At 41.5% G+C, this 14,929-nt stretch carries 14 protein-coding genes and 1 pseudogene; 10 read left to right on the plus strand and 5 right to left on the minus strand.

Features of this window, described 5'->3' with window-relative positions:
* The first annotated feature begins 1 nt into the window (after position 1).
* From sat to PAP_RS09705, 6 genes are read left to right on the plus strand one after another with little or no spacing between them, the layout of a single operon-like run.
* Entirely contained in the window at positions 2–1,141 is a 1,140-nt protein-coding gene (gene sat / locus PAP_RS09680; RefSeq protein WP_048165809.1) for a sulfate adenylyltransferase, read from the plus strand.
* 5 nt (positions 1,142–1,146) lie between these two features.
* Complete coding sequence (locus PAP_RS09685; RefSeq protein ID WP_048165810.1) at positions 1,147–2,079, plus strand: DHH family phosphoesterase; 933 nt, start codon at positions 1,147–1,149, stop codon at positions 2,077–2,079.
* A 5-nt stretch (positions 2,080–2,084) separates the two neighbouring features.
* Positions 2,085–3,476, plus strand: a complete 1,392-nt coding sequence (locus tag PAP_RS09690) for an alkaline phosphatase family protein (protein WP_048165811.1) — start codon at positions 2,085–2,087, stop codon at positions 3,474–3,476.
* The gene (cysC, locus tag PAP_RS09695) at positions 3,473–4,045 is read left to right on the plus strand and encodes an adenylyl-sulfate kinase (protein WP_048165812.1); all 573 of its coding nucleotides are present in this window, start codon (positions 3,473–3,475) and stop codon (positions 4,043–4,045) included. Before PAP_RS09690 ends, cysC begins: the two co-directional genes overlap by 4 nt.
* A 9-nt stretch (positions 4,046–4,054) precedes the next feature.
* A complete protein-coding gene (locus PAP_RS09700) occupies positions 4,055–4,792 on the plus strand; it encodes a sulfite exporter TauE/SafE family protein (RefSeq protein ID WP_048165813.1) in 738 nt (245 codons plus the stop codon).
* A 5-nt stretch (positions 4,793–4,797) separates the two neighbouring features.
* Positions 4,798–6,327 (plus strand): flippase, encoded by a 1,530-nt coding sequence (locus tag PAP_RS09705; RefSeq protein WP_048165814.1) that lies wholly within the window; start codon positions 4,798–4,800, stop codon positions 6,325–6,327.
* Here the strand turns inward: PAP_RS09705 and PAP_RS09710 are convergent.
* A pseudogene (locus tag PAP_RS09710) lies at positions 6,324–7,661 on the minus strand (sulfatase-like hydrolase/transferase). The gene PAP_RS09705 and the pseudogene PAP_RS09710 sit on opposite strands and share 4 nt — an antisense overlap.
* 14 nt (positions 7,662–7,675) lie before the next feature.
* Positions 7,676–8,521, minus strand: a complete 846-nt coding sequence (locus PAP_RS09715) for a glycosyltransferase family 2 protein (protein ID WP_048165815.1) — start codon at positions 8,519–8,521, stop codon at positions 7,676–7,678.
* Positions 8,522–8,593: 72 nt separating this feature from the next.
* On the opposite strand from PAP_RS09715, the gene PAP_RS09720 reads away from it, so the two are divergent.
* Entirely contained in the window at positions 8,594–9,496 is a 903-nt protein-coding gene (locus tag PAP_RS09720; RefSeq protein WP_236626991.1) for an alkaline phosphatase family protein, read from the plus strand.
* On the opposite strand, the gene PAP_RS09725 is transcribed toward PAP_RS09720, so the two are convergent.
* Both PAP_RS09725 and PAP_RS09730 read right to left on the minus strand, forming a co-directional pair.
* Positions 9,476–10,393 carry a glycosyltransferase family 2 protein gene (locus PAP_RS09725; protein WP_236626992.1) on the minus strand — a complete coding sequence of 306 codons (918 nt, stop codon included), beginning with the start codon at positions 10,391–10,393 and terminating at the stop codon, positions 9,476–9,478. The two genes, PAP_RS09720 and PAP_RS09725, sit on opposite strands and share 21 nt — an antisense overlap.
* Positions 10,362–11,573 (minus strand): glycosyltransferase family 4 protein, encoded by a 1,212-nt coding sequence (locus tag PAP_RS09730; protein ID WP_048165817.1) that lies wholly within the window; start codon positions 11,571–11,573, stop codon positions 10,362–10,364. The genes PAP_RS09725 and PAP_RS09730 overlap by 32 nt, the downstream gene beginning before the upstream one ends.
* 168 nt (positions 11,574–11,741) lie before the next feature.
* On the opposite strand from PAP_RS09730, the gene PAP_RS09735 reads away from it, so the two are divergent.
* The 3 genes from PAP_RS09735 to PAP_RS09745 are packed head-to-tail and all read left to right on the plus strand — an operon-like array spanning position 11,742 to position 14,179.
* Positions 11,742–12,464: a hypothetical protein gene (locus PAP_RS09735; RefSeq protein WP_048165818.1), complete on the plus strand. Its 723-nt coding sequence runs from the start codon at positions 11,742–11,744 to the stop codon at positions 12,462–12,464.
* 40 nt (positions 12,465–12,504) lie between these two features.
* Positions 12,505–13,650, plus strand: a complete 1,146-nt coding sequence (locus PAP_RS09740; protein ID WP_048165819.1) for a site-2 protease family protein — start codon at positions 12,505–12,507, stop codon at positions 13,648–13,650.
* Positions 13,651–13,654: 4 nt separating this feature from the next.
* Positions 13,655–14,179, plus strand: a complete 525-nt coding sequence (locus PAP_RS09745; protein WP_048165820.1) for a TIGR00725 family protein — start codon at positions 13,655–13,657, stop codon at positions 14,177–14,179.
* Here PAP_RS09745 and PAP_RS09750 read toward each other — a convergent pair.
* Positions 14,174–14,911 (minus strand): RAD55 family ATPase, encoded by a 738-nt coding sequence (locus PAP_RS09750; RefSeq protein WP_048165821.1) that lies wholly within the window; start codon positions 14,909–14,911, stop codon positions 14,174–14,176. The two genes, PAP_RS09745 and PAP_RS09750, sit on opposite strands and share 6 nt — an antisense overlap.
* Between the last annotated feature and the right edge of the window lie 18 nt (positions 14,912–14,929).

Below are 14,929 nucleotides of genomic sequence, written 5' to 3' on the forward strand. Positions count from 1 at the left end.
CATGGTTTCTAAGCCGCACGGTGGCAGGTTAGTTAGGAGAGTAGCCGCTGAAAAGACTAGGGAGAGAATTCTAAGCGAGCAGCACGAGTTCCCAAAGGTGCAGATTAGGCACGGTTTAGCTATCGACCTTGAGAATATAGCTCACGGAGTCTATTCACCACTCACTGGCTTTTTGAGGAGTGATGAGTTCCAGTCCGTTCTCGACCATATGAGATTATCAAACGATATTCCCTGGAGCATTCCAATAGTTCTCGACGTTGATGAGCCCAACTTTGAAGAGGGTGATGCAATTTTGCTCTACTATGAAAACACTCCAATAGCGAGGATGCACGTTGATGAGATTTACACCTACGACAAGAAGGAATTTGCCCAAAAAGTATTCAAGACCACCGATGAGGCCCATCCTGGTGTCGCAAAGGTGTATTCAATGGCCAAATACCTCGTCGGCGGTGAAATCGAGCTCCTCAATGAAGTGCCAAACCCCTTCGAGAAGTACACCCTAAGGCCAGTTGAGACGAGGGTGCTCTTTAAGGAGCGCGGCTGGAAAACCATTGTGGCTTTCCAAACAAGGAACGTGCCGCACCTCGGGCATGAATACGTGCAGAAAGCAGCTTTAACCTTCGTTGACGGTCTCTTCATAAACCCAGTCCTCGGAAAGAAGAAGAAAGGAGATTATAAAGATGAAGTGATAATCAAGGCCTATGAGACTCTCTTCGAGCACTACTATCCAAAGAACGCCGCGACGCTCGCGACGGTCCGCTATGAGATGCGCTATGCTGGGCCAAGAGAAGCAATCCACCACGCAATAATGAGGAAGAACTTTGGGGCAACTCACTTCATAGTTGGAAGGGATCACGCAGGAGTTGGCGATTATTATGGGCCATATGAAGCATGGGACCTCTTTGATGAGTTCCCCGACTTGGGCATAACCCCAATGTTCATACGTGAGGCTTTCCACTGCAGGAGATGCGGAGGAATGGTTAACGCGAAGATATGCCCCCACGATGAAGAATTCCACATCAGGATAAGCGGCACGAAGCTCAGGAGGATGATAACGAGCGGTGAGAAGCCGCCAGAATACATGATGAGGCCAGAGGTCTATGAAGTGATAAGGAGCTTTGAGAAGCCCTTCGTAGAGTGATCCCCATGCTAATAGTTCACCACTGGGACACGGACGGCATAACTTCAGCGGCCCTCGTTATCAAAGCTTTGAGGTTAGAGGACTTCATGAACTTGAGCCCTCCAATCGGAGAGTTCCGTCTTGACGAGAGGATTAGAAAAGCCATTGAAAAGTCTGAAAAGATCTACATCCTCGACCTCAATTTAGTCCACGAAGTTGAGGGAATAGAGAAAGAGATTATATTCATAGACCACCACATCCAGCCGAGAATCAAAAACCCAAAAGTTAAGCAGATAAACCCGGCACTGGAGGGAAATGAGGCTCCTTCAGCCTCTTTCGTAGTCTCCTCTTATTTTTCCCTTTGGAACGCTTGGAGTGCTTTGGGGGTAATTGGTGATATTGGAAGCAAAGCCTTTGAAATTCCAAAAGTTGGAGAGCTCTTAGAAAAAGAAGGACTCACAAAGGAGGAAGCTCTGAGGTTAGTTCAGCTCATTGATTCAAACTACATCGTGATGGAAAGAGAGAGCGTGGAGAAGGCCGTTGGAATACTTTTAAGCTCAACTCTCAGGGAGCTTTTGGAGTACGAACCGTGGATTAAGAATGTTGAGGCGATAGAAAAAGCAATCCAAGACGCTTTCTCAAGCGTAGAGCTGAAGGAGGGTTTTGCGTTCATAGAGTTCACGAGTTCATTCAATATAATCTCAAAAATCGCAAGGAAAGCGGTTTGGGAAGTGGGCTATAAAGGGGCAATCGTGGTAAACAGGGACTTCCACGGGAAAGGCCAGATATACTTTAGAATCTCCCACGAGCTGAAAGAGAGAATAAACATGGGTAAGATTATTGGCGCTCTCAAAGAAAAGGGCTTCAACGCGGGTGGAAAGAGTGAGGTTTTGGGCTGCGTTTGCGAAAGGGATAGAATAAGCGAAGCTTTAGAGATAATTAACGCCCATTTGAGGTGATCGGGATGGAAAACGTTAAGAAAGTCTTTGTTATCGGTTTAGATTCAGCTCCTCCAGAGCTGCTCTTCGATAGGCTTTTGGATGACCTACCAAACATAAAGAAGCTCTTGGAAAAATCAATTTACGGCCCAATGCAGAGCACAATCCCAGCAATCACTATTCCCGCATGGATGGTCATGGCCACGGGCAAAACACCTGGAGAGCTTGGATTATACGGCTTTAGACATAGAAAGAAGGGCACATACAACGATATCTGGATTGCCCATGCCCTAATGGTTAAGGAAAAGGCCGTTTGGCACTACATAGCTGAAAAGGGCAAAAAATCAATTTTAGTTGGCGTTCCGCCGAGCTATCCACCAAGGCCAATCAACGGCTACCTCGTGAGCTGTTTTATAACCCCAGATGCTTCAGTTGATTATACTTACCCAAAAGAGCTTAAAGGCGAGATTGAGCGCTTAGTCGGTGAGTACATCTTTGATGTAGTCTTTAGAAAAGAGAACAGGGATGAGGTTAAGGAGCAACTCTGGGAGATGACGAAAAAGAGGTTCGAGGTTATTCGCTACCTAATCCAGGAGAAGGAGTGGGACTACTTCCAGTTCGTGGATATAGGGCTTGACAGGGTGCACCACGCCTTCTGGAAGTACTTCGACGAGAACCACCACCTATATCCCGGTGATGACAATCCCTACAAAAACGTCATCCCAGATTACTACAAGCTCCTCGATGAGGAGATAGGAAAAACATTGGAGCTCCTGGATTTAGATGAGACCGCTGTCATAATAGTTTCAGACCACGGAATAAAGGCTATGAAGGGAGCTTTCGCAATAAACCAGTGGCTGATTGAAGAAGGCCTACTCAAAATCAAGAACCCCGAGATTCTCAAGGAAGGGAGGCAGGTTAGATTCAACGAGCTTAAGGTTGACTGGAGCAAGACGATTGCTTGGGCTTGGGGCGGCTACTACTCAAGGGTCTTCCTCAACGTCAAGGGAAGAGAACCCCACGGAATCATCGAGCCCGAGAACTATCACAAGGTTAGGGACGAGGTTGCCGAGCTCATAAAGGGCATTAGAGGGCCAAACGGTGAGAAGTGGAATACTAAAGTGTTCTATCCAGAGGAGATATATCCAATTGCTAAAGGAGACAAACCCGACATGATGGTTTATTTGGACGATTTGAACTGGAGAGCTGCTGGAACTCTCGGTTATGAAACACCATACCTCTTAGAGAATGACTTGGGCCCAGATGATGCCGTCCACGCTGAGTATGGAGTGTTCTCCCTGTATCTGCCAGGTATGGAGGAGGCTAAGCAAACCCAGCTCACAATTTACGACTTTGCACCAACAGTGCTCAAGCTCTTTGGAATGAAAAAGCCGCTTAGAGGGAGGAGTGTAATATGAGCGAGAAAGTAGGAGCAAATGCCCAAGGAGCATCTCTTAGGACGTTGGAGCGGGGATTTACCATTTGGCTCACTGGGCCAAGCGGTGCTGGAAAAACAGTTTTGGCACACGCTCTAAAAAAGAAGCTCAAGGGAATGGGCTATAGAGTGGAGATTTTAGATGGCGATGTGATAAGAAAAACCCTCTATCCAAACTTAGGTTTTAGCAAGGAAGCGAGGGAGATGCACAACCGCATAGTTATCCACATGGCCAAGCTCCTATCGAGAAACGGCGTTATAACGATAGTATCACTAATCTCCCCTTACAGAGCCGTCAGGGAGTACGCGAGGAAGGAGATAGGCAACTTCATTGAAGTCTATGTTTATGCTCCCCTCGAGGTGAGGATCCAAAGGGATCCAAAGGGTCTCTATGCTAAAGCCATAAGGGGAGAAATCAAGGGATTGACGGGCTACGACGGCGTTTATGAGGAGCCAGAGAGCCCGGAAGTTAAGGTGGACAGCTCAAAGATGACTCCCGAGGAAGAGGTAGAGGCAGTCTTAAGCAAGGCCAGAGAGCTTGGCTATCTTTGAGGTGATGCCATGCTCTCTTTCATTTTTCTTGGCTTCCTCGTTGGCATTTTAGTCGGCCTCACGGGTGTCGGCGGAGGAGCATTAATGACACCTTCGCTCATCTTTTTTGGAGTTGAACCGTTAACAGCTGTTGGCACTGATTTGGTTTACGCCACGATTACAAGGGTTTTTGGGGTGTTCTTCCACAACAAAAAGGGCCACGTTAAGAAAGATATTGCCCTAAAGCTCTTCACGGGCAGCGTTCCTGCCATAGTGTTAGCTTCAATTATTTTAAGGATAGTAAGTAAGAAGGAGATTAATCAATATTTAACTCTCGTATTGGGAATTATACTTGTTGCCACATCCACGATAACCATTTTAAAAGGAGAGTTTAGGAAGAGAACGTTTAGCTCCCATACTTTGATTATTCTCGGGTTTGTGGTGGGTTTGATTGTTCAATTCACATCGGTTGGCGCCGGCGTTATTGTCAGCTTTGCGCTCATGAACTTCACTGATTTAGAGCCGAGATACGTTGTTGGCACCACGATTTTCTACGGCCTTTTGCTTGCCTCACTAAGCGCTTTGAGCCACATAACTCTTGGAAATGTGGACTATCTTTTAGCGCTCTCCTTGATTGTAGGAACGATTCCAGGGGTTTATATGGGCACACATATAAACTCAAGCATTCCCAAGGATAAGCTTAAGAGCTTCGTTAACATGATAATCCTAGGGATAGGACTGGTGATACTCCTAACCGAACTTGGGTGAGTTTTATGAGTGAGGCAAGTCAAGCTCTGCAGAAGATTGCTAGGGGGATCAGCATTATATTCATCGGAACCATTATCTCAACACTCTTCGGATTCTTTAATAAAGCGATTATTGCCAGGTATTTTGCCACGGCGGAGTATGGCGTTTTTAATTTAGCCCTAACAGTTTTCAGCATAGCTTTGGTTATTGCCACACTCGGTTTTGGAAGTTCTCTTCCACGGGAAGTTGCGATTTATAAGGAGAAGAAGCCCTTCCAGCTGTGGGATTTGGTCTCAACAGCGATTACTATCCTTATTTTCAACGGTGTGCTGTTGGCACTTTTTCTAATTATCGGGGCAAACAGTGCTGCTCAGATATTTCATGATGCGAGACTTGAAGAGCCCTTAAAAATAATAGCCTTTGCACTCCCTTTTTCGGCTTTAACTGCAGGCATAGTCGCAATTTCAAGAGGATTTGGGAGAGTCAGGGAGAAGGTTTACTTCCAGAACATTTTCTATCCAATGGTGTTTTTTGCCCTTATTTTAACCGGCGCACTTTTGAAGTTTGATTTTTCGTACATATTCTTCGCTTACGCCGCTGCACAGGGATTAACACTAATTTTTCTGCTTTTCGATGTTTCGAGAATTAGGCTGATTAAGTTTAGAATTAAACTCATTCCATCTCTAGGAAAAGAACTTGTGGTGTTCTCCTTACCCTTAATGTTTACGGGAATTTTAGGGTTTATAATGACCCGTACTGACACGTTAATGCTTGGGTACTATTTAAATTCGGAAATTGTGGGGATTTATAATGCTGCCGCTCCTTTAGCCAGCATGCTTCCAATTTTCTTGAATTCTGCGGGCTTTCTCTACATGCCTATCGCTTCTCAGCTTTATGCTCAGGGAAAACTTAGAGAGATGGGAAGGGTTTATCAAATTCTTACAAAATGGGTGTTTTTGCTAACTCTACCCGCTTTTGCGGTGATGTTTCTCTTTCCAGAGGTCGCAGTTAATTTCTTCTTTGGAGAAAAGTACTTAGGGGCAAGCAAAGCCCTCCAGATTTTAGCCCTTGGTTTTATGTTTCATACTTTCCTCGGATTGAATGGGTTGAGCTTAACTGTAATCGGGGAGCCGAAGTTGAATTTAATTGGGAACTCCTTTGCAGCTGTCCTTAACGTTATACTCAATATCCTGCTGATCCCAGCATACGGGCTTGATGGTGCCGCCGTTGCCACTGCAGTTTCTTATTTTGTTGCTAACGTTTTTAGGTCATTTTGGCTCTATAGAAATGCTAAAATTCATCCTTTTAGCTGGAATTATGTTAAGCCGTTGGTGATTAGTTTTGTATTGCTGGGATTAATTGAGAGTTTACACTTAAGAGTGCCTAATATCTGGTACGCAGTGCCTGTTTTGGCGGTGTTTTTAGGAATTTACTTTTTGCTCGTCCTGCTCAGTAAAAGTATAGATAAAGAGGATGTTGAGCTGTTGTTAGCGGTGGAGAGGAAGTTAGGGGTAAATTTGGAGATAATAAAGAAAATTTTGAGGAGGTTTGTTTAGAGCTTTATCTTTGGAATTTTAGTTATAGTAGTGGTTTTTAGGAACTTTACGATCTCTTTTTTCATATGTTTTACAATATCTTCTGTGACTTCGATAGTTGGGTCATATGATATTATATTTTCAAAGTTCCACTCAGTGACGTTGAATATTCCTTTGAAACCTCTGTGATACACTGCTATCCGATATCTGTTGAGTTCTGAGTAGCGAATCTTCTCAGCCTCTGAAAGTAGGGAAGGATCTATGGGATTTGACACACCGTACGATTCAGCGAAAACCGTTTCTGAGTACAGCTCTCCATCCGAGTGAACTTGACCCTCGAGAAGCCCTATTAGGAAGGATGCCAAGGAGGTCAAGCTTACGTAGCCTTCGCGCTTTTCTATCTCTACATCCCATGAAGAGGGATACTTTATCATCAGAGGGACCCTAAGGAGTTCATCATAGAGGAACGTCCCATGGAGTGTCTTCCCACGCTCCCCAATGAGTTCACCATGATCACTAACTACAACTACCAGGGAATCCTCAAAAACTCCCTTTCTTTTCAGTATGTTCATTATATCCAAGAGACGGGAGTTTAAGTAGACCGTAGCCTCTCAATACTTTTGTCTCCATAAGTTTAAAAGCTTCTCATCAATTCCTTTCTCTTTAAAGTTCAAGTAAAAAGAGATGGGAGGATTTAGAAATAAAGGATGATGAACTTCCATAAGATTGAGAAAGACAAAAGTGGGCTCTTTAAAATTCAATCCCCTAAGTATATTGACAGCCTTTTTTGAACCCTTTTCTATTGGCCACTTACGAAAGTATCTCCGATAATAGTGTTGAATGCGTATCCATAAGAAGTTAAATGGAAGCTTAAGGAGAAGTTTGTATCTTCCAGAGCCTGCGAGACGCTTTATAAGGCGTAGTTTTGAACTGTTACATTCCACCCATGTCTTAAAAACAATGTTCCTCTCCTTTTTGGTAAGAATCGATGAAGGTTGCGACGGATAGATATCCCAAAATTTTTCAAACTGAGAAAAACCAAATTCCGGCCTCACAAACATGTTAGCACTTAGAAGGTATGTTTCATACTCCTGTTCAATAAGATAACTAAGCAGAGAATTAGGGCCATTAAATTTGACTTGAAAATTCTTTCGATCTTTAGTCTCATGAGCGCCATGAAGTAACGGGTATAATCCACTAAAAATAGAAGCATGTGCCGGAAGAGTCCAAGGAGATGGTGTTATTACCTTATTATAACTAATAAAACCCAATTCAGAAAGAGACTCCCGTATTATATTCCCATAATCATCCCGAAGGGTATCCAATACTATGAAGACAATATGAGGATTCTTCATTTTGATTTCCCCTATTATGGCAATAAACTTGCTAGATTTAATGGCAACTTTTGTTTTAACCTGATTAACATCAGTCGCTTTAATGAAGGATAGCTTAATCCGTACTCCATAGAGACAACTCCTTTTAAATTCCACTTCCTCAAGAAATATTGTTTGGACTGAGATATTCTCTTTTTGTTGAACCTATACATGCTCAGATACTCTCTGCCCCCTCCTGGAAAATGGAAAAAGAAAACAGAGGGCACGATAGCAAATCTCCACCTTCCAAGCCTTTTATGGGCTAAATAAAAATCAAGATGCTCAAACCCGATTTTATAAGTTGGATCCCATGAATAGTCGTTTAGGACTTTTCTCCTTACCAGAATTGCATTGGGAACTAGATCAAACTCTAAATATCCAACATCTTCTGAAAACTTAGGCTTAAGAGGGGGATCGTATTTTATCAAATATCTATCCTTAATCCTTAAATTACATGCAAAACACCTATATCTCCCCTTCTCTATTAAACACCCCGCAACACCACCTAAATGTTTTTCCCTTTCAAGAACTCTTTTTAAAACTTCCACATTGTTAACTGTCATATCATCGTCAATTACCAATAGATATTTAGATTTAGAGGCCCTTACAGCCTCATTTCTTCCAAAAGCTAAACCGGAATCATAGGGAAGCTTAAGAACTTTCAAAGGAAGGCTATTCTCAAATTTTTTGTAAATGAAGTCTTTCAAGGGATTCTGCTCACCGTCATCTGCAACGATAATCTCTCCAAATCCTTTTCCAACTAATGAACCTAAGACTGACTCTAATTTGTCCGGCCGGTTAAATGTTTTTATAATCACACTTATATCGTTAAGATAACTCATTAGTTATACCCCCTATGTATCAAAGACTGCAAAGTATACAAAAACTTTATTATCTCTGCATCAGGAAGAGATTTGGGAAATAAAATGAATAGAAAAATAGTCATACTAGGTATTGATGGCTTGGAGTATAACCTAGTAAGGGAGTGGAATCTTAAGTATATCACACAAAAGGCGTACACTAAAACCAATCTCTCTGATTTTGAGGTTATAGTAACCCCCCCTATTTGGGCATCTATGATTACTGGAGAAAGGATACCTGAGATAGAAGAACCATTCATAAAAAGACATAGATTCATTGCTCACAAAGGCAAGTCCAGCAAAGTAAAAGTTCCATGGTATGTAAGACTGGGTTCAAAGATATTGCCATTAGGAATAAGGAGAAAAATAGGAGAAGCAATAATAAAGAGAGTGACTGGAGACCCATTTTTAGCTACCCACGACTACCTGCTAAGAACACGGAAGTATAAGACAATTTTTGACTACTTTGATAAGACCTGGACAAACGGGATCCCATCCTATGGAAGAAACGTCTCGACGCCTAAAGTCAAAACAGCTATGGCAGAGGCCGTGAAGGGAAACCTAAAGCCTCTTGTAGAATATGCAATGAAGACTTATGAACAGGATAGAAGAGCTCTCTTTGAGGCACTTGATAAAGATTATGAATTAATATTCTGGTACACTCCATTCCTCGATGAGATTTCTCATTTTTACATTAGAAAAAAGCTAAAGCTTATGAATATTTACTTTGATTTGAACAAACTTGTTAAGAAAGTCTCTGAGAAACTTGATGAAACCGATGTGCTCTACATAATCTCAGATCACGGAATGGAACCAATTTCAGAAGATCCACGAGGTGGCGATCATTCAGATCATGGATTTTTCAGTAGTAATACTGGTGAACTTATCAAGAAGCCTCAAGATCTCTTTAAATTAGTTGTTAGTAAATCTCCAAGATCAAATTTTAACTATCCGTAGTATTTTCTGGATATTACTTGTTACACTCATATCTTTTTTTACAAGCTCCAATATCCACTTGTTATCAACTCTATTCTCTTTTTTCTCCAATTTCTCCAGATATCCCTTGAGAAACCCGGAAGCTTTTATTGGATTATCGAGTATTCCCATATACAGAACCCATAACAAAACTGATAATGTAGGTGTTCCCAAATAATAATTAACATATCCCCGTTTTATGGATGACTTATAATACCCATATCTCTCTTGTGTTGGCCTCATTTGAACTGCAATGGCATTAACAATTTGCTTCACCTTCCAGCCTTTTATTCTAGCCATATAATTCGAAAGAACATCTGGAGCATAGAATTTTTTATATCCTCCAATATCATTAAAGCACTCTCTTCTGAAAACACGTGGGCTTCCTCTGGCAAATTTTGGGTTAGTACGTTCCCAAACTAATTTCTTTCCACGTAATATATAAACCCCTCCACTGGTAATACCTAATTGGGGATCTCTTCTAAATTCATTTAAAACTTTTTCAAAAAATTTTCGTTCTAAAATAAAATCCGCATCTACAAGTCCAATAAATCCATAAGGAAACCCTGCTTCACGTGCAATTTTTCTAGCAATTTTAAATCCCTCTCTAACAACGACAGAATACCTATATGTGGGATCATACTCAAAAACTTCATCCTTAAGCTCATGACTTATAATCCAGCTGTGTTTTTTTGAAAGATTATCAATAATCGTTTTAGTATTGTCAGTGCTGTTATCATTCACAATAACCCACAAGCTTGGCCTAATGCTTTGGTTAATAACACTTTTAGCAAGTAGGGGTAATGTTTCTTCTTCATTTTTTGCTGGGGTTACTAAGATGTATTTCTTAGTTTTCATGCTTCTCATTATTATCTCCACCGTGAACTTTCTGTAAGACTTTTATAAATCTTTTAGCGGAGCTTTCTCTGCTGAATCTCTTAACATATCTGAGAGCTTGAACCCTCAGCTTTTCAAAATTTGAGTTTAAAAGTTTCCTAATACACTCAGCGATTTCTTCTGGAGTTCTCCCTACGCATCCAACCTTGCTTTCCTCTGCAATCCTCTCTATCTCTCCAACACCTACTCCTATGAATGGCAAACCGCATGCTAAATACTCATAGATTTTTGAGGGTATTGCATATTTTAAGCTCTCATCGGCTTTTATTGGGGCCACACCAATGGTGGAAGAGCAGAGAAGATTGACGACTTCCTTTCTTGAAAGCATTCCGATGTAGCTTACCCACTTGGACAAACCAAGTTTTTCAGCCTTTTTTAGAGTTTCTTTGAGGTTTTCCCCACTCCCTGCAAGGATCAAGGGTATTCTATCTTTTTCCTCAACTAGAGCATAGCCTTCTAAAAACGTGTCGAAATCCTGAGCATGTCCAAAATAGCCAGTATAGACCATTTGGGGTTTTCTTTTAGATTTTTCGCATTTGAATGTTTCTAGATCAACGCCATTCGGAACAACATAACATTTGGTGGGGTCTATTCCATATTCCTCAACCAGTTGACGTCTTATCTTGGGGGTAACAAGGGTTACAGCATTAGCGGTTTGAAGGGCTTTGGACTCCAGAAACCTAAAAACTCTCTCAACAATACTCCCCCTTTTTATAAAGCCGAGACTAACACTGACATCCAAAAATAGATCTCTAATATCTACTATAACTTTTTTTCTTAGGAGTTTACCAATAAGAGCAACCACGTACATTTGAGGTGGTGGTGAAGTGATCAAGATCACATCTGAATGTTTTCTATTGAAAACCAGCCATATGTTTGCCAAAACTGGAAAAATAGTGTAATACAAAACTCTCTCAATGCTTGAAGCATCTTTTTTAATCGGTTGATATGTAAACAACCGAATAATATCCCCCTCTTTTTTAATTAGCCTAGATTCCCGGGGAAATGTTCCAAAGGGATAAGTTTCAACTGCAGAAACAACAATAACTTTGACTCCAAATTTGGTTAGATACTTGTACAAATCCCCTATTCTTGATGCATTGCCTCCTTTTTCCGGAGGAAATACTTGGGAAAACATTACTACAGTTATGTTCGTTTTCATTTAATGTGCCTCACCGCTAAATTTAATTAAAAGAGATTTTTTAAGTTTTAGGTTCGGAAAGATAAATGAATCCTAGGTATATCCTTTGGTATTACACTTCTTATCAAAGTTAAAAGCATTCAATTTCAGGAAAATCTATTTAAGCTTAAGTGTACTATATCTCACTCCATGAGGCAATTGAAAAGAATAGCTTTGAGTTCAAGCGTTGTAATCTTATTAATAACTTTATGGGGATTGTATAGAGCAGACATCATTGATAAAGTAGATATTCTTTTAACGGCTGCATCCACTATTGCAACGGTAGTAATGGCCATAACTATATATCAGTTAGATCTTACGCTTAAACAGTTAAGATTTGAAGCACTCAATAGAGTTTATGACATTTTGAACAATGACATTAAAGAGGAATTAAATACGATTTTTGAATGGGCAAAGAAGGACATGAGAGCCGAAGAAATCTTAGGAGACACCAAGAGTAACGATAACTCAATAAAGAAGAATATAGATGCAGTTAGATACGTTAGTGTGGCGTTTAATAAGGTAGGTTATTACGTGTACAAGGATTTTATAGACGTATCGTTTATCCAAGAAGAGCTAGGGGGACTTGTAGTTAAGTCTTTCCTCGCGATTAAACCCTACCTCTCGTACATGAGGAATCAAAACGAGAGTCCGGAGGAACCGTGGTTCATGAGAAGATTCTATTTAATGATTACAGTTGCGTGTGAGAGCTATCTCAAGAAACATCATCCTCAGACTTTTGAAAAGATTTTGGAAGACTACGGAAGAGACGAAGATAAAACCGCTTATAAGAATAAGCAAAGCATTGTTCCCGACAAATGGCTCGCAGATGACGTTAAAAGTTGGCTCAAAAAACATGGATTCAAGGCATAATTTTTAAACCCTCTTTCCAATGAAATTTTAGGTGAGTCAAATGAACTTTAATCTAATCATCGCAATCACGGCAATCATCGGCTTTTGGGTCGTGATGTACGCGTTATTTGGGAGAAAATCCGAAGGGATAGAACTTGAGGAAGAAGGACTTCAAGTGGACTTATTCGTAGCAATGTGGAGGACTAAGAAGCTGTTAAACTTTATAAACAACCTCGCGAGAAAGTGGAGGAAGTTCTGGAAGGCATATGCAACAATTGGAATTGTTATAGGATTTGTTGGGATGGCATTCGTCTTTTATATGCTCTTTAAAACCGCTATGAACACTTTAAGCACAAAAGCTCCAAGCGCTGGAGTTCAACTGGTAATTCCTGGAGTTACAATCCCTCTTTGGTATGGTTTAATAGGATTGGTAGTCGTTATGGTCGTTCACGAGCTCAGCCACGGCGTCGTCGCAAGAGCGGAAAAGCTCAGGTTAAAATCCGTCGGACTGGTTCTCTTTGCAGTGATTCCAGGAGCATTTGTTGAGCCCGATGAAGACGAGCTTAAAAAAGCTCCTCTCCTGAGCCGTCTTAGAGTCTACGCCGCGGGCTCAATGGCAAACATAGTAGTAGCACTCTTAGCAATCGTCCTCTTGAACTATGCCCTAATGCCCGTTTTAGCACCGAGTGGAGTTGAAATCACAAACTTGGACTCAAGCGGCCCAGCAAAGGACTTTTTGATGAAAGGAGACATAATAATCGGCATAAATGGCGAGCAGATAAAAACAATAGAGGACTTTCTAAACTTTATGAACAAAACAGCACCCGGAGAAACAATAGAGCTGGAGATTTTGAGGAATGGAGAGGTTAAGCACTTCCAGATAACGCTTGGGGAGCATCCAGAAAAAGAAGGTAAAGGCTACTTGGGCATATATCCCGCTCAAAGCTTGAAGTCAAAGATAGGCTTTGACAGCGTTGTTCTTCCTTTGGCGTTCTCGCTCTACTGGATATATCTCCTAAACTGGGGCATTGGGTTGATGAACCTTTTCCCACTAATCCCTCTCGATGGAGGGCGAATGCTGGACGATTTGCTTAAAGAGTACCTCCCAGAGAAAGTCGCAAAGCCAATAAGCTATGCATTCATAGGCATAGGACTCTTCCTGCTTATGGTGAACCTCTTCCCCGCTTTAAAAGGCCTCATCGGGTGATTGCATGAAACAAATCGCTATAGCGGGCTCAAGCGATAGGAACCCTCTAGAAAAAGCGGCTGAAAAGACTAGAGAGTTTGCAAGGGAACTAGCGAGGTACAAAGACGATGTAGTTCTGCTGACCGGAGGAAGAGAGGGAATAATGCGCCTAGCTAGTGAGGAGTTTTCAAAGCTCGGAGGGATTGTTGTAGGCATTTTACCAGATAGGCAAGAAGGAAACGAGTTTAACAAAATACGCATAAAAACAGGGATGGACTTTGTCGAGAGGAGCGGCGTTTTGGTGAACTCAGCTGATGTCCTCGTTGTCCTAGGCGGGGGAGTTGGGACGATGATCGAGGCCTTGATGGCCTACAACCTCGGCATTCCTCTCGTTGTTCTAACGGATACGGCATATGAGAGCGATGAACTTGAGGGTTTAGCAAAAGATGGCTACTTCGACCACAAGAAAATAGAGAAGGTTTACTTCACGAGCGATCCAAGAGAAGCAGCTGAGCTGGCTTTAAGGCTCGCAAAAAATAAAAGGTCATAGTATCCTTATACTTCCTCCCCGCAGTCTAAATTCATAGGCTTGGGGATCAAAATTTGGCAGGGGAGACTTCCTTACAACCATCTTTTCTGTTTCAGAGCCTTCAGATGACTGGAACTCTATGATATATTGGCTATAGAGCGCAATCCAAGAAATAAATTTCCTTGAAACTCTATCTCTATTTAGAAGCATAATATTTAGTGGTCTTTTTCTAGTTTCAGTCATTCGTGCAGTTTCTTTTAGCGTTAAATTTCTTTGCAGAATCTTTATCACCTGATCTTCTCCAAATAAAAACGCAGACCCATCCATTGTTATAGTAACACCCACTGGCCGTCTGTCTTTTATGCGTTCCTTAAGCATTCTTCTGTATAAATTCGCATACTTGGGGAGAAAAGTTGAAACATCCATCTCTTCAGCAGAGTAGATAAAGGGATAGGGATATGTTATTTTATTAACCGAGGCAAATATATCTATTATACCTAGATCTCCGCTTTCAGCGCATTTATATATGTTAAATCCTGTCATCCCTAGTTCCGTGGCAAGTGAAGAGAGAGGAAGAACTGAATTTATGATCACGCCAAAATCTCCATTCTTGATTCTATTTTCCAGAATTTTAATTGCCAAGCCCCATCCAAGAGAATATGTATCATAGACTATCAGAGTAACGCTGTCCTCTAAAAGGCCCCCACCTAATGCATTATCTAACTTTTCAATCCCTGTGCTTAGAATTTGCATAGTGGCACCTCCACAGAA

It is taken from the genome of Palaeococcus pacificus DY20341 (genome assembly GCF_000725425.1).
In the GTDB taxonomy this organism is placed as follows: domain Archaea; phylum Methanobacteriota_B; class Thermococci; order Thermococcales; family Thermococcaceae; genus Palaeococcus; species Palaeococcus pacificus.